Here is a 22,383-nt window from a genome sequence, read left to right as displayed (position 1 = left end):
TAAAGAAAATCCGTGCTGATTGAATATTTGTTCTATGATTTTGGTTTTGGAGAAGGGGTGTCTTCCCGCTTTACATTTTTTTGACTGATTAATCTTGGACGTGCAAATAATGCCCATCTTGGTAAACGGAAAATGGCATCCTTTTGATCATCCATAATAAATGGAGCAAACGGTGCCATATAAGGAACACCAAATGAGCGCAAACTGCATAAATGAAGGGTAAGAGCGATCAACCCGACAATAATTCCAAATAATCCGAATGAAGCCGCCAGTGCCATAAAAGGGAAACGAAGCATTCGGATGGAAATTGATAATTGGTAAGAACTTACAATAAAACTGGAGATTGCTGTAATTGAAACAACAATTACCATTGCGGCAGATACAATTCCAGCATCTACTGCAGCAGTCCCAATAACTAAAGTCCCAACAACTGATACAGCTTGTCCAACTGCTTTTGGCAATCTTAGACCCGATTCTCGTAAAATTTCAAAAGTAACCTCCATTATAACCGCTTCAATAAAAGCTGGAAAAGGAACACCTTCGCGCTGTGCAGCCAAGTTAATTAATAATGGTGTTGGCAGCATTTCCTGATGGAATGTTGTAATCGCAATATATAGTGACGGTCCTAATAGAGCAACGAATAAACCGATATAACGAAGGAACCGGATAAGCGTTGTAATATCAGAGCGATTATAATAATCATCAGGTGCATGAAGAAACTCAACGAATAATGCAGGAACAGTTAATACAAATGGAGTGCCATCAATAAGAACTGCCACACGTCCTTCTAAAAGATAGGATGCAATGACATCGGGACGTTCACTATTATAAATAGTTGGAAATGGGGTATATGTTTTATCCTGAATTAACTCCTCTATATAACCGCTTTCTAAAATACTGTCAATATTAATTCTGTCTAGTCTATTTCTTACTTCATCTACTATTTTGTCGTTAACAATTCCTTTTATATACATAAAGGAAACAGTAGTTTTTGTTTCTTTTCCAATTTTTTTTGTTTCCACCCAAAGATTAGGATTATTAATTTTCCGGCGAATTAAAGCTGTGTTCGTCCGAATATTTTCTGTTAAAGCTTCTCTTGGTCCTCTTATTGCATTTTCTGTAGTTGGTTCTGAAATACTTCGTTCTTTTCCGCCTTTCATTCCAATTGCAAAACCTTTTGCAATCCCCTTGAATAAAAGAATAACATGACCAGTTAGTAGGGAATCAAAAAGGGAATTATAGTCAGATACATCTGAAATTTCTCCTACTGTCAACACTGTTTCTTTCAGTTGAAGAAGAAAGTCTTCCAGATTTACTTCGTTAGTTTCTGTTTGCGGCAAATCCAGCATTAAAGATTCCATAATAAAATCTTGAACAGATGCACTGTCAATTAAACCGTCTGTATAAATGATTCCCGCTTCTATTGTCTTCTTTTTTCCAATTCGAATCTCACGAATAACAATATCATCACTGTTGCCGAGTGTTTGTTTTACTTTCTGAATATTTTCTTTTAAATCTAGACTTAATGGATCAGATTGAGGCTGTTTCTCTTGTTCATTGTTTAAATTGACTTTACTATACTTAGATTTAGCAGGTTTTGATCCTTTTTTAAAAAATCCCATTTTGCAAAACTCCTGTTTTTCAATTAGATGGTATTTATTATTATTGATCTATTACTTCGAAGTTCTAAGAACTCGAGGAAGTTAAGTGAGAGATCAACTGCCCATAAAGATCCGATTGGTTCAACTAACCCTCACTGAGGAAAGTTTCATTTTATATAATTTAAAGGTGAATTTCCTAATTGTTATTAAAATGCCCTTCTTTTGGACAATTTATAAATAAAAGTTTGATGAGGGAGCTATTTGATGAAAAGGAAAATAGTTATTTTTGCTATCTTTATTATCCTTCTTGTCCTGCTTACAGGTTGTTGGAACCGAAGAGAACTGAATGAGCTTGCTATAGCAGTTGGATTAGGAATTGATAGACAGGGTGATCAATACCTTGTAACAGTTCAAATCGTGAATCCAGGAGAAATTGCAGCGCAAAAAGGTGGTGGGAGGGCAACTCCAGTGCTGATTTATCAAGAAACTGGTGATACGGTAATGGAAGCATTTAGAAGACTTACAACGGTTGCACCAAGAAAGATTTATACAGCTCATCTTAGAATGGTTGTTATAGGAGAAAAGTTAGCAGAAGAAGGATTTGCGGAAACATTAGATTTATTATCAAGGGCTCGGGAAATGAGAACCGATTATTATATTGCAGTAGCCAAAGATTCGAAAGCGGAAAATGTTTTAAAAATTTTGACCTCTTTGGAAGATATTCCAGCTAGTCAGTTATTTTCTGCTCTTGAAACATCAGAAAAAGCTTGGGCACCTACAGCATCAGTTACACTGGATGAATTAATTCCCAACATAGTCAGTAAAGGAAAGGAAGCAAGTCTAACCGGAATAAAAATAAGAGGAGACGTACAAGAAGGAGAAACGAGTGAAAATGTGAAACAGATTGAAGCTCCTACTAAATTACAGTATGAAGGTATAGCAGTATTTAAAAATGATCGGCTCATTGGCTGGTTAGATGAAGAAGAAAGTAAAGGGTTGAACTATTCGTTAGGGAAAGTAAAAAGCACAATTGTAGATATTACTTGCCCGAATGAAGGAAAAATAGGAATTGAAATAATTAGAACAAAAGCAGATGTCAAAACAAAAGTTAAAAACGGAAGATTAACAGGAATGATTCGTGTAGAAGCTGAAGGAAATATAGCCGATGTGGAGTGTGAGAAAGCTGAATTGGCAAAAACAGAAACAATCCGTGAGTTTGAGAAAAAAGGAGAAGAAAATATAAAAGTGCAAATTGAGGCTGTTATAAATGCCTCCCAGCAAAAATATAAAGCAGATGTTATTGGTTTTGGCGAAGCTCTTCAACGCTCAAATCCGGTTTATTGGAAAAAGAACGAGAAGGAGTGGAGTGAAAAATTCACTGGTATTCCAATAGAAATTGAAACAGATTTGAAAATTCGCCGGGTTGGTACGATTGTTGATCCTCCTCTTAAAGAGATTAACCAGTAAAATAGAGAGATTTTAAAAAATGAATAGGAGATTAATGAATGAAGCGAAGGATCCTTGTAATCATTACAGTTATTAGTATCCTTATTTTTCTTACTGGCTGCTGGAACCGCAGAGAATTAAATGAATTGGCAATTGTTGTAGGAATAGGTATCGATAAAGTAGATGACCAATTTCTTGTCACAACTCAAGTAATAAATCCAGGACAGGTTGCTACACAGAAAAGCAGTATTGAAAAAGCACCGGTTATTATGTATCAGGAAACAGGTGGTACAGTGTTTGAGGCAATAAGGAAAATAACAACTACCGCACCAAGAAAAATGTATGCATCTCATCTTAGGATGATTGTATTAGGAGAAGAATTTGCAAAAGATGGAATAGGAGAAATACTTGACCTGCTATTTAGAGACCAGGAATTCAGAATGGATTTTTATATTATGGTCGCAGAAGGAATGAGAGCGGAAGATATACTGAAGGTTTCTACTCCTTTAGAAAAAATTCCGTCTAATAAAATGTTTAATGCCCTTGAAACCTCTCAAAAAGAATGGTCGGCTACAAAGGCTGTTACATTGCATGAACTCGTTAAAACAATAGTCAGGGAAGGGGAAGCTTTAGTGCTGACTGGAATTATTGTCAAAGGTGATAAAGACCTGGCTAACAGCATGGAGAATATAGAAAGGACTGTTCCGAATGGTGATTTACAAATTACTAATTTAGCTGTGTTTAAAAAAGATAAATTAATCGGCTGGCTGGATGAAATGGAAGGAAAAACATATAATGTTCTTACAAATAATGAGAAAAGTACAACGATTAATTTATCATGCCCTCAAGGTGGAAAAGTGGTATACGAAGTGAAAAATTCAAGTACGGATATGAAGGCAGAGATAAGAAATGGGAAGCCTGAAATAGACCTTAATATTTTTGTAGAAGGCGATATAGCCGAAGTGCAATGTGATATTGATCTAACAAAAGAGGGAACAATTGAAGAAATAGAGAAAATTTACGAAAAAGAAGCGAAAAGTTATTTTAGAAATGCAATCAGTCAAATACAGCAACATCATCAAGCTGATATATTCGGCTTCGGTGAAGAAATTCATCGGGCGAACCCTGAAATTTGGAGAAAAATAAAAGGTGATTGGAATGAACAGTTTAAATATTTACCTGTAAATATAAAAGTACAGGGAGAAATTAAACAGATAGGTACGGTAGAGAACTCTGTATTGGAAAAGTTAGAAAAGCAAAGAGAAATGGATAAGTAAACGGAAGATTTTTGTTTTTAAATAATTTAATACAGTTTTTTCATTTAATTATTACTAACTGCCTAACTTTTTTGAAAATCAAAAATCCTTATTATAAAAACAGAAGGATTACTGCATTTTTCTATTTTATAGTCATTTATCACAAGTCTCATAAGAAAACATATTATAGACTAGATTGACCTGTTATTAATGGGAGAATGGAGTGTTTTTCTTGCATACTTCTTATATTGATTATACGGCACCGAATGTTCAGTATTTTGCAGATCTTAATAAAAACAGGCTAAATACACGCAACTCTAAAAATTATATTAACCGATTAGGAAGAGATGTGTTGAATACATTAGGGAAAGTCTCCCTTCTTGATATTTTTTTAACGAAAGGGCGCACAGTGGAACCTCATTATCACCAAAATGCTGCTGAATTAGTTTATTGTATTTCGGGATCTGCTGTTGTCTCTTTAATTAATCCATTTAATAATGAAGTTACCAATATTCCAATTAAACCTGGACAGGTAGCCAATATACCTCAAGGCTGGTGGCATTGGGAGACAGCTTCCGAAGACAACACTCACTTACTTGCTATCTTTGATGCTCCATATCCGGAATATATCTTTGGATCAGATATATTAACAAAAACACCGATTGAAGTACTTGCACACACATATTGCTTAGATGCTGAGAAACTAAAACAAGCTTTGAAACCTTTGCATGGGGAAACGATCGTTATTGGACCGACAGATAAGTGTATTGTTCAAAAGAAACATCAAGGAAGAACAGCTGGTACAATGAATTGCTCAAACAAACAGCCAATGAGTAATTCCTATTACACGGTTGCTCCTCAAACCACATATATGAGTGCTTATTACGGATATAGGCAATAAATTTATACATTACTTTAATAAGAATCCTCTTACATTAAGAGGATTCTTATTATTAAAAGAACCATTTTTGGTATAAATCATACTATACATATAAGAATTATAAACAATGATTGGGAGATGGTTCGTAATGGGGAGAGAATTTCTTGATGTTTTCGACAAATGGGCTTCATATTATGACGATACGGTCACAGGTGCTGATGATGAGTATCGAGAAGTTTTTAAAAATTATCCCTCTATTCTGGAGCAAGTTGCATCTCTTGCATACGGCAGTGTATTAGAATTTGGAACTGGAACTGGAAACTTAACAGAGAAGCTCATTAAAAAAGGTTATAAAGTTACCGGAATTGAACCGTCCGCTGCAATGAGAGAAATCGCATTAAAAAAATTAAAAGGAAAAGCAACTATACTTGATGGAGATTTTTTGAATTTCCCGGTCTCACGATCCTTTGATTCTATCGTAAGCACATATGCTTTTCATCATTTGACAGATAAGGAGAAAGAGGAAGCTGTTGCTCTCTATGGAAAGCTGTTAAAGCCAGGCGGGAAAATTGTATTAGCAGATACGATTTATCCAACAAATAAAGAATATATACAAGCAATAGAAGATGCAAAAACAGCCGGATTTTTAAATTTAGCAAAGGATCTGCAAACTGAATTTTATACGACTATTCCATATTTGGAGGAAATATTTAAAGAAAATCAATTTTCCACTGTTTTTCAGCGATGTAATGATTTTGTATGGATTATAAATGCTGTGAAAACAGAATGACGAAATTTTTCCACCCTCATTTATTTGGAAAAGAATGATTGGACAATAGCTGATATGTAAAGAAATTTCAATACTGGACTTGTAATAGAAAGGCGGGAAAAAAGGTGAAAGTGGCAGGAAGTGTACATGAGTTAATTGGAGAAACTCCTATATTAGAAATTAAACATTTCTCATTTCCAAAGGGAGTGCGTCTTTTTGCAAAACTGGAGTTTTTTAACCCGGGAGGAAGTATTAAAGACCGGCTTGGAATTGAGCTGCTTCAACATGCTCTTATGAAAGGATATGTAAGGACGAACGGGACAATTATTGAACCGACAGCCGGAAATACAGGTATAGGGCTGGCTTTAGCAGCAGTTAATACGGGTATTAAAGTTATTCTCTGTGTTCCTGAGAAATTCAGTAAGGAAAAACAAGAATTAATGAGGGCGTTCGGAGCGGAGATTGTTTTTACCCCTGCTAAACTTGGAATGGAGGGAGCAATTAAAAAGACAAATGAATTATTAAAAGAAATTCCAAATTCCTATAGTCCTCAGCAATTCCTGAATTTCTCCAATCCTGATACGTATTATAAAACACTTGGTCCAGAAATATGGGAGCAGCTTAAAGGGAAAATAGATGTATTTGTTGCTGGAGCCGGAACGGGCGGGACGTTTATGGGAACAGCCCGTTATTTAAAAGAGAAAAACAGTCATATCAAAACAGTTATCGTTGAACCGGAAGGATCTATATTGAACGGAGGAACCCCAGGTTCTCATAAGACAGAAGGCATAGGGCTGGAATTTTTGCCTCCTTATATGGATAAAGAATATTTTGATACGGTTCATACGGTTTCGGATGAAGCTGCTTTCTCTATGGTGAGGGAATTAGCTTTGAAAGAGGGATTATTAGTCGGCAGTTCATCTGGTTCAGCATTTTATGCTGCTTTAAAAGAAGCGGAACAAGCGAAGGAAGGGACAAATATAGTCGTCATTTTTCCGGATTCAAGTGAAAGATACTTAAGTAAAAAAATTTACGATGGGGGATTATAAAATGAAAAAAAAGACACAGCTCATACATGGGGGAATTGCTGGGGATGCAGTTACAGGAGCAGTTTCTGTTCCTATATATCAAGTAAGCACTTATAAACAGGATGGTCCAGGGAGACATAGAGGTTTTGAATATTCCAGAACAGGAAATCCTACCCGTCATGCCTTAGAAGAACTAATTAAAGATATGGAAGAAGGAAAAAGGGGATTCGCTTTCGGATCGGGCATGGCTGCACTAACTGCTGTTATGATGCTGTTTAGTAAAGGCGATCATATTATTCTGACAGATGATGTGTACGGAGGTTCCTTCCGTGTCATGACGAAAGTGTTAAATCGCTTCGGCCTTGAAGCCACTTTTATTGATACAAGTAATTTAAATAATATACAAAATGAAATTAAAGAAAATACGAGAGCTCTTTTTCTCGAATTTCCGACTAATCCGTTATTGAAAATTACAGATATTGAAGGAGCTGCAGCAATTGCAAAAAGGCATGGCTTACTGACAATTGTAGATAATACATTTGTTACTCCTTACTGGCAAAACCCGTTAACTCTTGGAACTGATATTGTCCTGCACAGTGCAACAAAGTATATTGGAGGACATAGTGATGTTGTTGCCGGATTAGTTGCTGTTAATGATGAAAAACTTGGTGAAGAACTGCATTTTATTCAAAATGCAACAGGGGGCATACTTGGACCAAATGATTCGTGGTTAATCATACGAGGAATAAAGACACTTGGAATTAGAATGGAACAGCATGAAGAAAGCGCAAAGCAAATTGTTCCATTTTTATTAAAGCACAGCAGTGTAAAAAAAGTCTATTATCCTGGAATAGAAAGTCATCCTAATCATGAAATTGCCAAAAAGCAGTCCCGAGGATTTGGAGGGGTCGTTTCATTTGATGTTGGAAGTGCTGAGAAAGCTGAAAAAGTTTTAAGCAGAGTGAAATACTTTACTCTGGCCGAAAGTCTTGGAGCTGTGGAAAGTCTTATTTCTATTCCTGCTCTTATGACACATGCTTCGATTCCCCCAGAAAGACGTAAAGAACTTGGAATTACGGACGGATTAATTAGAATCTCAATCGGTCTTGAAGATACAGAAGATTTAATTGATGATTTAACTTACGCCTTAAAGGAATAAGATAATCCAATCCTGTCAAAAGAGAAAGTCTGTTTATGTATCCAAATATTCAAATTCATGTTACAATTTACAAGTTAAATGGTTATATTTAACTTGTAAATTTTTGATATATAAGGAGTTTTATTATATATCTTAATTAATTTCTAATATAGATAAATAGAATAATTCTGGTTTCGATTTTCTTAATTTTTTGCCTGTTCATTCGTAGAACTAATTTTAATTCATATTAATAACTGGAGGAAAATGATTGAGAAATTAATAACTAGGGCATCAGCAAAAAGGAATCAGTGGAATTTACGTGAAGTTTTTTAAAAAAAATTCAATTGTAAAGATAATAGAAAGGAGAGCTGAGTTGGAGGTTTTTGTAGCAAGGCAGCCGATATTTACAAAAGAAAAGGAAATTTTTGCATATGAGTTACTTTATCGCAATGGCCGGGAAAATCAATTCCCTCCGATTAACGGAGATGAAGCAACAGCCAGTGTAATTATTAATGGCTTTTTAAATATAGGAATTGATGAACTCTCCAATGGGAAACCATGCTTTATTAATTTTACTGAGAACTTACTTCATTTAAGACTTCCTGCATATTTTCAGCAGAATAAAATAATTATAGAAATATTGGAATCGATTGAGCTGAATAAAGAAATGCTTGATATATGCAAAGAACTAAAACATATGGGATACCAGATTGCTCTTGATGATTTTCTTTTAAATGAGGAAAATCCATATTCTTATCTTTTCATGGAACAAGCGGATATTATTAAAATTGATTTTAGAGAAACGACAGAGGAATCTAGACGGATAACTGAAAAGGCTGCTATAGAATTAAATATTAAACTGCTTGCTGAAAAGATTGAAACAAAGGAAGAATTTGAACTTGCTGTTAAAAATGGCTATGCATACTTTCAAGGTTATTTCTTTTCGAAGCCGGACATTCTTTCTACATACGATGTACCTAAATATTTTCATAATTATTATGAAATCATCAAACATCTCTCTGATATTGAGCCAGATGTTGATTATATTACAAAACTAATTGAGCATGATTTATCGTTATCATATAAGCTTCTTAAACTCATTAATTCGCCGGCATTCCGCCCGGAAAATAAAATAAACTCCATAAGGCATGCTGTTGTCTTACTTGGATTTACTGAAATCAAAAAATGGATTTACATATTATTAGTTAGAGGGATGCCTGGGGCAAAAAATGAATGGTATGAAGAAATTATGAACATAAGCCTTATAAGAGCAAAAATGTGTGAATATATTGCTATACATAAAAATCAGCAAAACAAGGCATCATCTTATTTTATGACTGGTATGTTTTCTCTTATGGATACATTATTAGGTACGACGATGGAAGAGATCCTATCTTCTCTGCCTCTTCAGGAGGATATTTGTGATGCACTAAAAGGCAAATCCAATATAATGAGGGATATATTAGATTTAACTATTTCCATTGAACGAGGTGAATGGGAGAGAATGATCTTTTACAGTGAAAAACTGGATATAAAGGATGAAGTCATTCTTGAGCTCTATAATAGATCAATTAACTGGTCAAGCGATTTAACCAAGGTATAAATCTTTATTGTAAGTTTGATATAATAGTGCCCATCAGCAATTATGGATTGTATGATGGGTTTACTTTCATTATTTATTAGTATAAAATGAATGATATTCAGTCATTTAAAAGGAGCAGAAGATGAATAAAAAAGAAAAAATAGTCCAGGCTGCAATAGAGGTTTTCAAAGAAAAGGGAATTGAAAAAACGAAGATTTCCGATATTGTTAAGCTTGCTAACATTGCTCAGGGGACATTTTATTTGTATTTTCCATCAAAGCTGTCAGTCATGCCAGCGATCGCTGAAATAATGGTGGAGAAAACAATTACTGCGGTTAAAAACAATGTAAGAGAGGATGAACCGTTTTTTATTCAAATGGAGCAGGTCGTTGATGCTGTTTTTAATATTACAAGTGAGTACAGGGAAATCCTCGCTTTAATTTATGCAGGTCTTGCCTCGACAGAACATTTAAAAGAATGGGAGACTGTTTACCAGCCATTTTATTCATGGATAAGTGAATTTTTAACGAAAGCTAAAAACAGCGGAACGATTCGTGATTCGCTTCATGTAGAAAGGACTTCAAAACTGTTTATCGGGCTCGTAGAATCTGCTGCTGAGCAAATTTATTTATATGACACGAAACAAGACGATCAAGCAAATATACAAAAAGCGGAAGTACTTGATTTTCTAACACATGCATTAAATGTAAAAAAGTAAGGGAAAGTAAGAAAAAGCAGAGCTAGTTGAGCTTTGCATGTACAAAAATGACTGATAGTCAGTCATGAAGAGGGAGATAAAATGAATAAATCATGGTTATACGTTATTTTAACGAGTATTTTTGAATTAATTTGGGTGTTCGGTTTTAATACAGCTTCTGTGTGGTGGCATTGGGTCATCATTGTATTTGTTATTCTAATTGATTTTCATTTTCTGTCAAAGGCTTGTGAAAATCTGCCGACCGGCACAGTATATGCTATTTTTGCAGGTGCGGGAACGACCGGTGCTGCTTTAATGGATGTTTTCTTTTTTGGAGGTCATTTGAACATAGGAAAGATTATATTTATAGGAATTATTATTACAGGTGTCGTTGGTTTAAAACTGGCTCATAATAATGAGACGGAAGGGGTTGCGTGAAGATGGGATGGTTATTTGTTTTTTTAGCGGCATCCAGTGAAATGATCGGGGTAGTCGGTCTTGAAAGATACAGTAAAGAAAAAACGTTTAAAAATGGCATGCTGCTTTTAGCTGGGTTTGGTATTTCTTTTGCTCTCTTATATGCTTCATTTCATTACTTACAAGTGGCTGTCGCCTATGCAGTCTGGACTGGTATTGGAACAGCTGGCGCGGTTTTAATAAGTATGTTTTTTTTCGGTGAATCAAAGAATAAATCACGTATCATTAGTGTTCTGCTCATTATTATCGGTGTGACAGGATTAAAAGCGGTATCTTAATAAAGACTTGTGTAATAAAAAAAGTTCTGTTAAAATCGTTTCATAGCTAACGATTTAAAGAAAAGATGTGCTGAAATGTCTCATTATAATGAAAAAAGAAAATTGCTTCCTGAAGAAATAGATACAATTAACCGTCTGTCTCATATACGAGCTGATTCGTTGAACTTAGATGCGATTGCGGTTGTGACAAATCTTTACCGTACTGCCCAAGGACTGAGGGTCAAGATGGAGAGGGAAGTTCTTTCGGAACAAGGTTTATCATGGACAGCCTTCTCCATGCTGTATGATCTATGGATTTGGAATGCGATGGAGACGAAGAAATTGGCTGAGTCTGCAGGGGTAACAAAGGCAACAGTGAGCAATATTACGAACACACTGGAGAGAAAAGAGCTTTGTTTTAGAAGAACGGATGAGCAGGATAGAAGAAATGTTTTTGTGGAAATTACTGAAAAAGGAAGAGAATTAATGTCTGAATTATATCCTCTATTCCACGAGAAAGAGAAGGAGATTGTCTCTGGCTTAAATGAGGAGGAACAAAAATATATTGCGGAGCTTCTAAGACGAGTAATTAGAGAAAATGATTTTTAATTAAATAATAGCTAAAAGCAATGACAGGAATGAGTAGCGACTTATCTCCCTGATGACAGAGAGTCGATGGCTGGTGTGAATCGATACAAAGATAAGCGTGAATTACCTCCTTGGAGCTTTCTTTGTGAACAAAAGTAGCAAAGAACGGACGAGCCGTTAATCGAATGAGCGGAAGAATTGTATTCTTCAAGTAAGGGTGGTACCGCGTGCTAACAGCAATCCACGTCCCTTTGTATAGGGGCGTGTTTTTTTTATTTTAAAATTCAGGAGGAATAGACATGTTGGAACAATTATCAGCTGAACAATTAAAAGAAATGGAAAGACAATTTGCGATTTACTCGCAAGGTGTGGAGGATATCATTCCTTTAGAAGAATTAAAAAATAAAATAGCAAAATCAATTTTATTGAACGAGCCTTTAAAAATTAAGCTCGGTTTAGACCCTTCGGCACCTGATGTGCATCTTGGCCATACTGTTGTTTTAAATAAACTAAAGCAATTTCAGGAGAATGGCCATATTATTCAATTACTTATTGGTGATTTCACTGGAAAAATCGGGGACCCGACTGGAAAATCTACAGCAAGAAAGCAATTAACTGATGAAGAAGTAAAGCATAATGCGAAAACATATTTTGACCAGTTCGGTAAAGTATTGGATATGGAAAAAGTGGAACTGCATTATAATTCTGAGTGGCTGTCCCGCTTAAATTTTGAAGAGGTTATCCAATTAGCCGGGAAAATAACAGTAGCAAGACTTCTTGAAAGAGATGACTTCGAAGAGCGCATCGCTCTTGGAAAACCGATATCTCTTCATGAATTTTTCTACCCGATTATGCAAGGCTATGATTCTGTCGTATTAGAAACAGATATTGAGTTAGGCGGCACAGATCAATATTTTAATATTTTAATGGGAAGACATTTTCAGGAGAAATTTGATAAAGAGAAGCAGGTTGCATTATTAATGCCTTTATTAGAAGGGCTTGATGGTGTAGAGAAAATGTCAAAATCAAAGAAAAATTACATTGGTATTGATGAAAGTCCACAGGAAATGTACGGGAAAGCAATGTCTATTCCTGATGTGCTCATGATAAAGTATTTCGAACTGGCAACCGATCTGCCTTTAGAGGAGAAACAAAGGATAAAAGAAGGACTTGCTGCAGAAACTATTCATCCACGTGATGCTAAAATGCTCTTAAGTAAGACGATTGTCAAAATGTATCATGGAGTAGAAGCAGCAGAGCGGGCGGAGCAGCAATTTATCTCAGTGTTCCAGGAGCGGGCAATGCCTGATGAAATCCCTTCTGTTCATTGGAAGGGAGCAAATAAAATGATCATTATTGACCTGCTTGTAGAACTCGATTTGCAGAAATCAAAAAGTGAAGCACGAAGAATGATCGAAAATGGCGGAATACGACTAAATGGAGAAAAAATAGGGGATACACAATTAGAGGTAATGATAGAAAACAATTTAATTCTGCAAGTTGGAAAGAGAAAGTTTATTCAAATAAAGATGGATTGATTAACTTTTATTTTATAAGGGAAAATTAAGATTGCGGCTTTATGAAAAATATGCTAGAATCAAAAAGAACATATGTTCTTTTTGATTCATTACATAATTTTAAAAGAGGTGTTTACTATGATTTTAGATCTTCACCCTTATTTAGTTCTTAACGGCAATGGAAAGGAAGCAATTGCATTTTATGAGAATGCATTAGGAGCGGAAGTTCTTCGTGTTCAGACTTTTGGAGATATGCCTGAAAATCCTGAATATCCGACTCCTGCAGAAGCGAAAGACCGTATATTGAATGCACAATTAAAAGTTGGCGGTACAAACTTAATGCTTTCTGATACTTTTCCAGGCCAGCCTTACCAAATCGGATCACAAATAACAATAGCGATCACAATAAGCGAAACAGAAGAAGCAAAAGAAATTTTTAATAAATTGAAAGAAGATGGAAAAGTGAATATGGAACTTCAAGAAACATTTTGGAGTCCATTATACGGTCAAGTAACAGATAAGTTTGGAATAGAATGGCAAGTATCAACACAAACTGATGAGGGAAGCTGATCTTTCATTTTCAGAAATCATCCTATATATACTAATTAATAAAAGGCTGCTTCGGCAGCTTTCTTTTTTTGATTAAAAAAACTTAATTTTTCTGTAATAATTGTTATACTTAGTTGTAGTATCAACATATACGAAAAGGAGTTACAACTAAGTGTATCAAATCTGCCGTTATCTTTTCTTTTCTATCAGTCTTATTCTATTAAGCCTGAGTACAGCCATTATGGTAAAAGTAAAATATTTAGGTTTATATCCATGGGAAGCAATGAGCGTGGGACTTTTTCAAAAGCTGGGACTTTCCGTTGGAACGTGGAATATCATTACGGGTATGACTCTAATGTCCTGTACCCTCCTATTAAACAAGCAATATGTAAAACTCGGTACATTCTTTAATGTTATTCTTACAGGTGTTTTTCTCGATTTTATCCTTTCATCTAATATTCTTCCAGATGCGACAAATACGTGGACGGATTATATTTATTTATTAATCGGTATCACTCTGTTTGGAATGAGCGGCGGAATGAACGTGTCGGCAGGATTTGGAGCTGGACCTCGTGATGGATTTATGCTCGCTATATCACCAAGGTTCGGATGGTCGATCGCCAGGATGAGAATTGTCGTAGAAAGTATTGTCGTTGTCATTGCATTTTTACTAGGCGGTCCAGTATTTTTTACAACATTAATTTACACATTCATTTCCAGTCCTATTTATCAAAGATCTTTGTTTTTCCATCAAGCATTTTTTCAAAAGTTAAAGAAGAAGGAAATAGAAGTTTTGGAAAGCTGAATGAATAGCGGCTGGCAGCCTGCTAATCATCTTTTCATTTGCAAGTTTTTTATAATATTTATAGTTAACTTATTTTTCAGAAAACGGTTGCAAAATTAAAAAAGGTAGTGTAATCTATTTCATATAAAGAATTGTATACAATATTGAATCCAATATTGTTTTCTTTAAAAGGAGAATATCGATGAATTCAAAGGAAAGTGAAATTTACAAACAGATAAAGCAGGCGATTATTCATCAAAAACTGCGGCCTAATACACAGTTGGTTGAAAAAGAAATTGCAGAAACATTCGGGGTAAGCCGAACTCCCGTCCGCAATGTTCTCCGCAGACTGTCTTACGAGCGACTTGTGAAGATCATTGAAAATAAAGGCGCATTTGTTGCTTGTTCATCTGTAGAAGAGGCGAAAGAAGTATTTGAAATGAGAAGAATTCTTGAAGCCCAGGCGGTTCGCAGAGCCTGCCGTTTATCTACAAAAGAACAGCTCGATGAACTTGAAAAAATGGTACAACATGAATTAAAAATATACAAAGATCTCGATTATATTGAAGCGATACAAATGTCAGGAGACTTTCATTTAAAAGTAGCAGAACTGGCAGGTAATACTTATTTTTACAAATACTTAGAAGATTTAATCAACCTCACTTATGTTATTATTTCCATTTATGGAAGAGGAAATGAGGAAAAAAGCACTTGTCTGCATCATCTTCATATCTTTGATGCTATTAAACAGAGAGATGAAGATTTAGCTGAGAGATTAGCAACAGAGCATTTGCAGGAAATTGAGGAGAATCTTCATTTTAATGAGGAGCTTCAAATACCAGCATCATTTTCAGAAATTTTTGATCAAGGATAATTATTATATTATCAATTACACACTTTCTATCCAAAATTAGATTCTCATCCCTTCTTTAGGAAAAGGGAGGGGGAAGAATCTTCATTAGTAACCTTGTGGGAGGTGATGTTTGAAAAAGTGGTCATATAGAGTTTATCTATTTTTAAATATTCCACACAATACAAAAGGTCTTTATACTTATATTGTTTCATTTTAAATTGTCATATAAAGTTGTTGGAAATAAAATTGATACTCCAATTTGATAACGCTTACAGTTGTGATTTATAGTAATAATTTAAGTGATTTGAATATGCAGCCAGAGACATAAAGGACATAAATCAAAATCTAGGAGGTAGTTGATATGAAATATGACCTTATTATTAAAGGTGGAAAAGTAGTTTTCCGCGATGAAGTAAGAAATGTAGATATCGCTGTGAAAGATGGAAAGATCTCTGCAATTGCGGAGACGATTGACAGTGAAGCTTCTGAAGTGATCGATGCTCAAGGTCAATATGTAATGCCTGGGATGATTGATACACATGTCCATATTTGTGAGCCGGGAAGAACAGAATGGGAAGGTTTTGTCACAGGAACGAAAGCATTGGCTGCGGGCGGTACGACAAGCTATGTCGATATGCCGTTAAACGCGCTTCCTGCAACGGTTGACCGTGAATCTCTTCACTTGAAATTAGAGGCGGCAAAAGGAAAGAATTACGTCGATTATGCTCTATACGGAGGGCTTGTGCCAGGAAATCTGGATAAGTTAGAAGAGCTTTCTGACGAAGGTGTTGTCGCTTATAAATGTTTCATGTCTACATGCGGATCAGATATTCCGGAAGATTTCAGCAATGTGGATGATTATACATTGTACACAGGAATGAAAAAATTAGCCGAACTTGGCCATATGCTTTCCATCCATGCTGAAAATGCTCAAATTACAGACCGTATGGGACAGGAGATGGTGAAACAAGGCAGAACAAGCGCAACAGATTATGCGGTTTCCCGCCCGATTTTTACGGAAGTAGATGCGGTGAAACGTGCTTTATTTTTAGCGAAAGAAACAGGCTGTAAGCTTCATCTAGTCCATATTAGTTCAGCAGAGGCTGTAGAAGAAATCATCAAAGCGAGAAACGAAGGTCAGGATGTTACACTCGAATCTTGTCCGCATTATTTCACACTTACTATTGCTCAGTCAGAGGAGCTTGGTCCGGTTGCTAAATGTGCACCGCCGTTGCGTACAGAAGAGTCACAGGAGAGACTGTGGCAGAAATTAATCAATGGTGACATTGATATGTTAACTTCTGACCATTCGCCTTGTCCTCCTGAGATGAAATACAGTGAAACGAATAATTTCTTTGAAGTATGGGGCGGTATTACCGGCTGTCAGAACAATGTAGATTTAATGTTTAGTGAAGCGGTTGTGAAACGTAATGTTCCGGTGACTGATTTTGTCCGAATGATTGCTTATAATCCTTCTAAACGTTTCAACTTGCCGGCAAAAGGAGAAATTGCGGTAGGAAAAGATGCCGATATTATCTTTGTGAACCCAAATGAATCGTATGTTGTCCAAAAAGAAGATCTTTATTACCGTCATCAGCACAGCCCGTATATCGGCAGAGAAATCAATTGTCGGGTGACGAAAACATATGTCCGTGGAAATCTTGTTTTTGATCTGAATGAAGGGATTATCGGGGAACCTGTCGGACAATTAGTAACTTACAAACAATAAACAAATTATCCAACATAGCGGGGATAATAGTCCCCGCTCATTGAAGATTCAATTTTAATGAAGGAAAAAGGAGTTGAGGCAAAATGTCTACAAACTTAGAGACAAACATCAAAAACGGGACTGAAATCGACCATTCCACTGGTGTGGATGAGTCGTTAAATCCAAAAAAAGAAGACGCGAGAACAGTAGGTCCCCTTGCCTATGCATTTATGTGGATAGGAGACGGCGTTAATTTAGGAAATATGACACTCGGAGCCAGCTTAATCGTAGCAGGCACAGCGACGCTGAACATCTTTCAGACATTTGCCGCAGCTGCCATAGCAATTGGTATTATATCTCTTTTCTTTGCTTTAAATGACAGGCTTGGATATAGAACTGGAATACCATATGTTGTACAGCTTAGAATGTCCTTTGGAATAAAAGGCTCCATTATATCATCATTACTGCGAGGTATTCCCGCTATCGTCTGGTATGGTTTCCAGAGTTGGATTGGCGGTACGGCCTTAAATGAAATTGCAAAGGTTGTTAGTGGCGGAAGTTTTGATAACGTTGTCATTTGTTTCGTAATCATCCAGGCAGTTCAAATCGTACTGTCTATGTACGGATTCCATGCAATCGCATGGGTAGAAACAATTGCGTCTGTCGTTATTATGCTTGCACTTGTTTATGTATTTGTTGTTCTTTTAAATTCTCACAGCGATGTGATTGTAGACAAATGGGTTCATGCAAAAGGCTCATGGGGCTTGCCGTTCTTTGGATTTATCATGATGTTTATGGGAAATTACGCAGCTATTTTCTTAAGTGCAGCGGACTACTCACGTGAGCTTAAAACTGGTATCAGCGATGCGAAACGCGGATTTTTATACTTCTCGCCTATCGTTGTTGCTTATGGTTTCGTTCTTACAATCGGGGCAATGCTTGCTTCAGCAACTGGAATTTCAAATCCTGTAAAAGCATTCGCCATCGTAGTGGACAACCCTTATATTACAGTGGGTGTATCTGCATTTATCGTACTTGGTGCAGTCGCAGTAAATATGGTGGCGAACATTGTACCGCCGACATATGTTATTACATTGCTGACAAAAATGAAATATAAACCTGCTGTTGTTTTAACAGGGATTCTTGCACTAGGTTCATTCCCTTGGGTGCTTGTACAAGATTCTTCAGCAAAAGGTCTTGGTATGTTTATCCTTATCTATTCAGCATTCTTAGGACCAATCGTTTCAATCCTTTTAGTAGAATACTATATATTAAGAAAACAACAAGTGAATATTGCCGATCTATACAAAGAAGACGGTCAATTTGCAGGATATAATCCAGCGGCAATACTGGCGATGCTAATCGGTGCCGGTGCTGCGTTTACATTAGTAGAACTTGCCTGGATTATCGGTGTTGTTGTTGCAGGTATTTCTTATATTCTTCTAATGAAATATGCATTTAAAGATTCAGAATTTAAAAAGGGTACAATATTTGAAAAGTAATTTTATAAATGAAAATTGCCCATTTTCTATATGGAAATGGGCAATTTCTATGATTTAATGGGAATTAGTTGCGTAAAGACTACTATTAATTATAGTATATAAGAATAGAAAAAATTGAAAGGTGAAACAGATGAATAAAAGGTATTTAGACAGTAGTTTCAGTATTTTGCAATGGTTTATTTTTTTACTTGCTAACGCGGTAGCTCTGCCGGTTATTATCGGCGGCATATTTCATTTATCAATAGATGAAATTTCCGGGTTAATGCAGAGAACTTTCTTTATTGTAGGGATCAGCTCTTTCATACAGGGATGGCTTGGACATAAGTATCCTATTGCTGATGGGCCTGCTGGTTCGTGGGTAAGTGTTTTTGTTATTTTAGGGGATATTGCTATCCAGCAGGGACAGAGTACGAAAGAAGTATTACAGCTTTTAGAAGGCGGATTTATAGTTGCAGGACTTCTACTCCTTATTCTCGGAGCAACTGGATTAGTACATAAGGTATTATTTTTATTTACTCCTTTAGTAACAGGTACTTTTTTATTAATTTTAGCACTCCAGCTGAGCGGTGTTTTCTTAAAAGGAATGATCGGGCTGCAAGGGGATACTGTTAAGCCGGATTATACAGTAGGGGCAATTTCATTTTTTGTCTTTTTACTTGTCATTATTTTATCAGTAAAAGGAAAAGGATGGATTAAAAGTTATGCTGTTTTAATCGGAATTTCATTAGGCTGGTTAATATATGCATTATTAGGAAAAGGTTCTCATGCTTTTCCAGAGTCATCTTCCATCGTTAAACTTCCAGAATTGTTCGCTTGGGGAGCTCCAAAATTTAACGCAGGGATTATTATGACAGCTGTTTTATTTACATTTCTTTTAGTTTCGAATTCTATTGCTGCGATTTCGGCTACGAGACAAGTTGCTCCAAAATCTGAAAAAGACGAGAAAAAGGAACTTAATCGAGGCGTGTTAACCGGAGGAATTACTCACTTCTTAACATCTGCATTTTCTACAGTAGGTCTTGTTCCATTACCGGTATCAGCGGGATTTATTCAATTGACAGGACAGAGGAAAATCAGAATGTTTTTAGTGGCAAGTTTATTGTTATCAGGAATGGCACTTATTCCATCTGTCGTTAACTTCCTGTCATTGCTTCCGGGCCCAGTAGCGAGTGCCGCGCTTTTTTCTACATTTGTACAAATGATAGGAATTGCATTCCAATCTATTTTAAGAGAAGAGCTGAATCAGCGCAGACTTACAATACTCGGAATTACGCTGTTAATTAGTATTGGAATTATGTTCTTGCCGGAAAGCGCATTTGAAGGACTTCCATCTGTTCTGCAGTATGTGTGCAGTAACGGACTGCTCGTTGGTACGATTATCGTTATTTTCTTAGAACAATTATGGAAAGAACCACGTACTAATTAATTATTTATTCATACAAGGAAACTATTCTTTCATGAGTAGTTTCTTTTTTTATACCTGCATTAAAATAAAAGATTTTATATATTTTTTAGAAAAATTTAATATTTATATGTTATTGTTTTTTTACTTGCAAAATAATTCATAATTAGAAATAGAAAGGTTTCATAATGTCAATTAAAACAAGATTTCTATTGTCGTATGTTGGGGTAATTATCATTTCCATTATTTTATTGCTGGCTGCTGTTTTTCTCATTATTTTTACTATAACGGGTGACATAAAGGCAGTTGAGCAGTTTTATAAAAAGTCTTATACCCAAAAGCCGTTAACAGCAACTGAGGAAAGTGCTTTTCTTGATTTAAAACTGCTTGCTAAAAATAAGTCTCCACTGCTTTTAGAGGAAGAAGAATTAAAAAAAATCGAAAAAAAGAATATTCCAATTATCGTGAGGAAGGGTTCAGATATTAAGTATGCTTCATCTGTTCTTCATAAAGAAGTATTGGCTGCATCTCTTCCGAAATTTGAAGAAACGAATATTAATACGAGGGATACGATTAAAATTGACGATCTTTTTTTCACCTATGTGAAATTTGATTTTCATTTTTCAGATAATAGTGAAGGGAGTATTTTTGTATTAAGAAAAGTAAGTTCATATGCTGAGCTGACACGGGAGTTATTTCCGATTCTATTCGGTTTATTATTAATTTTATTTATTGTCATTATCGGCTTTTTAAATTATGTTGTCTCAAGAAGTATTATTCGGCCTATTTCGATTTTGAAAGAAGGGGCAGAGCGGATAAAAACAGGGGATTTAAATTTTGAAATAGAAGCTGCTTCCAAAGATGAAATTGGACAATTGAACCGCTCATTTGAAGAAATGAGACTAAAATTAAAGGAATCTGTCCATTTACAGCTCCAGCTTGAAGAAAATCGTAAAGAGCTTTTATCTAATATTTCACATGATTTAAAAACACCTATTACTTCGATTATAGGCTATGTGGAAGGGATTAAAGACGGTGTAGCAAATACTCCGAAAAAAATGGATAAGTATTTAACAACTGTTTATTTAAAGGCAAAAAATATGGATGCATTAATAGATGAATTGTTCTTATTTTCTAAACTGGACTTAGGAAAAGAACCATTTTCATTCGAAACGATCGATTTAGCAGAATATATGAAAGATTATGTGGAGGAGCTTCATCTTGATCTACTTCAGGAAGGGATTCAGATTGAACTCCAGCTTGCCTCTAATTCTATTTCCGTCACAGCTGACAGAGATAAATTAAAGCGTGTTCTTGCTAATTTGATAAGCAATTGTGTGAAGTATATGGATAAAGAGACAAAAAAGATTATTATTTCCTTAAATGAAAAAGAAGATGATGTTATTGTTCAAGTAACAGATAATGGGCGCGGAATACAATATTCTGCTTTACCTTATATATTTGACCGTTTTTACCGTACGGAACAATCGAGAAATTCTGAAACAGGAGGAAGCGGTTTAGGGCTTGCGATTACAAAGCAGATTATTGAAGAACATGGCGGACATATTTGGGCTGCAAGTGAGGCTGGAAAAGGAACGACTATTTCTTTTTCTTTGAAGAAAGGAGCGAAGATGTGAAGAAAATATTATTAATTGAAGACGAAATAAGTATTGCAGAACTGCAAAAAGATTATTTGGAAATTAATGATTTCGATGTTCATATGGAACATAAAGGGGATACAGGTCTTGAACGGGCCATTCAGGGAAATTACGATTTAATTATTTTAGATATTATGCTCCCCGGTATGAGCGGGTTTGAAATATGCAAACAAATTAGGGCTGTGAAGGATATTCCTATTTTACTCGTATCAGCTAAAAAGGAAGATATCGATAAAATACGTGGGCTCGGTTTAGGAGCGGATGATTATATAACGAAGCCCTTCAGCCCGAGTGAGCTGGTCGCAAGAGTGAAAGCACATTTAGCCCGTTATGACCGTTTATCAGGAAACAATATAAAAACAAATACATTGTTTATCCACGGAATTTCGGTTGATAAGTCATCACGCAAAGTAAATATTAATGGGAAAGAAACTCCGTTCACAACGAAAGAGTTTGATTTATTAGTCTTTCTCATGATGCATCCAAACCAGGTATTAAGCAAAGAACAGCTTTTTGAACGTATTTGGGGACTTGATTCTGCTGCTGATGTTTCTACAGTTACTGTCCATATTAGGAAATTACGTGAAAAAATGGAGAGGGATCCTGCCGAACCTAAAATTTTAGAAACGGTTTGGGGAGCAGGGTACCGCTTTAATGTATAAAGTGAAACTTCTATCAGTGGGGGTTTTCC

Annotated in this window: 21 protein-coding genes and 1 other annotated feature; of the genes, 20 read left to right on the top strand and 1 reads right to left on the bottom strand. The window is 35.7% G+C overall.

Annotation, left to right across the window (positions count from 1 at the left end):
- Positions 1-32: 32 nt before the first annotated feature.
- Positions 33-1,622, bottom strand: a complete 1,590-nt coding sequence (locus tag BFA01S_RS10495; RefSeq protein ID WP_066229589.1) for a spore germination protein — start codon at positions 1,620-1,622, stop codon at positions 33-35.
- A 243-nt stretch (positions 1,623-1,865) separates the two neighbouring features.
- On the opposite strand from BFA01S_RS10495, the gene BFA01S_RS10490 reads away from it, so the two are divergent.
- The 20 genes from BFA01S_RS10490 (at position 1,866) to BFA01S_RS10395 (ending at position 22,354) form a co-directional block, all read left to right on the top strand.
- Positions 1,866-3,068, top strand: coding sequence for a Ger(x)C family spore germination protein (locus BFA01S_RS10490; RefSeq protein WP_066229586.1), 1,203 nt, complete (start codon positions 1,866-1,868; stop codon positions 3,066-3,068).
- A 38-nt stretch (positions 3,069-3,106) separates the two neighbouring features.
- A complete protein-coding gene (locus BFA01S_RS10485; RefSeq protein ID WP_066229583.1) occupies positions 3,107-4,324 on the top strand; it encodes a Ger(x)C family spore germination protein in 1,218 nt (405 codons plus the stop codon).
- A gap of 211 nt (positions 4,325-4,535) precedes the next feature.
- Positions 4,536-5,204: a cupin domain-containing protein gene (locus tag BFA01S_RS10480; protein ID WP_082799954.1), complete on the top strand. Its 669-nt coding sequence runs from the start codon at positions 4,536-4,538 to the stop codon at positions 5,202-5,204.
- 127 nt (positions 5,205-5,331) lie between these two features.
- Positions 5,332-5,973, top strand: coding sequence for a class I SAM-dependent methyltransferase (locus BFA01S_RS10475; RefSeq protein WP_066229579.1), 642 nt, complete (start codon positions 5,332-5,334; stop codon positions 5,971-5,973).
- A gap of 104 nt (positions 5,974-6,077) precedes the next feature.
- A complete protein-coding gene (locus BFA01S_RS10470) occupies positions 6,078-7,001 on the top strand; it encodes a PLP-dependent cysteine synthase family protein (protein WP_066229575.1) in 924 nt (307 codons plus the stop codon).
- 1 nt (position 7,002) lies between these two features.
- Positions 7,003-8,139 carry a bifunctional cystathionine gamma-lyase/homocysteine desulfhydrase gene (locus BFA01S_RS10465; RefSeq protein WP_066229573.1) on the top strand — a complete coding sequence of 379 codons (1,137 nt, stop codon included), beginning with the start codon at positions 7,003-7,005 and terminating at the stop codon, positions 8,137-8,139.
- A 352-nt stretch (positions 8,140-8,491) separates the two neighbouring features.
- The gene (locus BFA01S_RS10460) at positions 8,492-9,721 is read left to right on the top strand and encodes an EAL and HDOD domain-containing protein (protein ID WP_066229570.1); all 1,230 of its coding nucleotides are present in this window, start codon (positions 8,492-8,494) and stop codon (positions 9,719-9,721) included.
- A gap of 121 nt (positions 9,722-9,842) precedes the next feature.
- The gene (locus tag BFA01S_RS10455) at positions 9,843-10,418 is read left to right on the top strand and encodes a TetR/AcrR family transcriptional regulator (protein ID WP_066229565.1); all 576 of its coding nucleotides are present in this window, start codon (positions 9,843-9,845) and stop codon (positions 10,416-10,418) included.
- An 81-nt stretch (positions 10,419-10,499) separates the two neighbouring features.
- Positions 10,500-10,835 carry a DMT family transporter gene (locus tag BFA01S_RS10450; RefSeq protein WP_066229562.1) on the top strand — a complete coding sequence of 112 codons (336 nt, stop codon included), beginning with the start codon at positions 10,500-10,502 and terminating at the stop codon, positions 10,833-10,835.
- A 2-nt stretch (positions 10,836-10,837) separates the two neighbouring features.
- Positions 10,838-11,152: a DMT family transporter gene (locus BFA01S_RS10445; RefSeq protein WP_066229560.1), complete on the top strand. Its 315-nt coding sequence runs from the start codon at positions 10,838-10,840 to the stop codon at positions 11,150-11,152.
- Between the two features lie 75 nt (positions 11,153-11,227).
- Entirely contained in the window at positions 11,228-11,740 is a 513-nt protein-coding gene (locus BFA01S_RS10440; RefSeq protein ID WP_066229554.1) for a MarR family transcriptional regulator, read from the top strand.
- An 11-nt stretch (positions 11,741-11,751) separates the two neighbouring features.
- Positions 11,752-11,973: a binding site (T-box leader), on the top strand.
- 45 nt (positions 11,974-12,018) lie between these two features.
- Positions 12,019-13,257, top strand: coding sequence for a tyrosine--tRNA ligase (gene tyrS, locus BFA01S_RS10435; protein ID WP_066229549.1), 1,239 nt, complete (start codon positions 12,019-12,021; stop codon positions 13,255-13,257).
- Positions 13,258-13,374: 117 nt separating this feature from the next.
- Positions 13,375-13,806: a VOC family protein gene (locus tag BFA01S_RS10430; protein ID WP_066229546.1), complete on the top strand. Its 432-nt coding sequence runs from the start codon at positions 13,375-13,377 to the stop codon at positions 13,804-13,806.
- Positions 13,807-13,957: 151 nt separating this feature from the next.
- The gene (locus tag BFA01S_RS10425) at positions 13,958-14,590 is read left to right on the top strand and encodes a YczE/YyaS/YitT family protein (RefSeq protein ID WP_066229543.1); all 633 of its coding nucleotides are present in this window, start codon (positions 13,958-13,960) and stop codon (positions 14,588-14,590) included.
- 181 nt (positions 14,591-14,771) lie between these two features.
- Complete coding sequence (locus BFA01S_RS10420) at positions 14,772-15,443, top strand: GntR family transcriptional regulator (RefSeq protein ID WP_066229540.1); 672 nt, start codon at positions 14,772-14,774, stop codon at positions 15,441-15,443.
- A gap of 340 nt (positions 15,444-15,783) precedes the next feature.
- Positions 15,784-17,151 carry an allantoinase AllB gene (allB, locus tag BFA01S_RS10415; RefSeq protein ID WP_066229539.1) on the top strand — a complete coding sequence of 456 codons (1,368 nt, stop codon included), beginning with the start codon at positions 15,784-15,786 and terminating at the stop codon, positions 17,149-17,151.
- A gap of 83 nt (positions 17,152-17,234) precedes the next feature.
- Entirely contained in the window at positions 17,235-18,632 is a 1,398-nt protein-coding gene (locus BFA01S_RS10410; protein WP_066229536.1) for an NCS1 family transporter, read from the top strand.
- A gap of 130 nt (positions 18,633-18,762) precedes the next feature.
- Entirely contained in the window at positions 18,763-20,058 is a 1,296-nt protein-coding gene (locus BFA01S_RS10405; RefSeq protein WP_066229533.1) for a purine/pyrimidine permease, read from the top strand.
- Between the two features lie 164 nt (positions 20,059-20,222).
- The gene (locus BFA01S_RS10400) at positions 20,223-21,671 is read left to right on the top strand and encodes a sensor histidine kinase (protein WP_066229531.1); all 1,449 of its coding nucleotides are present in this window, start codon (positions 20,223-20,225) and stop codon (positions 21,669-21,671) included.
- Entirely contained in the window at positions 21,668-22,354 is a 687-nt protein-coding gene (locus BFA01S_RS10395) for a response regulator transcription factor (protein WP_066229529.1), read from the top strand. Before BFA01S_RS10400 ends, BFA01S_RS10395 begins: the two co-directional genes overlap by 4 nt.
- Positions 22,355-22,383: the final 29 nt, after the last annotated feature.

Origin of the sequence: Metabacillus fastidiosus NBRC 101226 (genome assembly GCF_001591625.1) — a bacterium.
Classification (GTDB): Bacteria; Bacillota; Bacilli; order Bacillales; family Bacillaceae; genus Metabacillus; species Metabacillus fastidiosus.
This window is presented reverse-complemented; position numbering and strand designations above follow the sequence as displayed.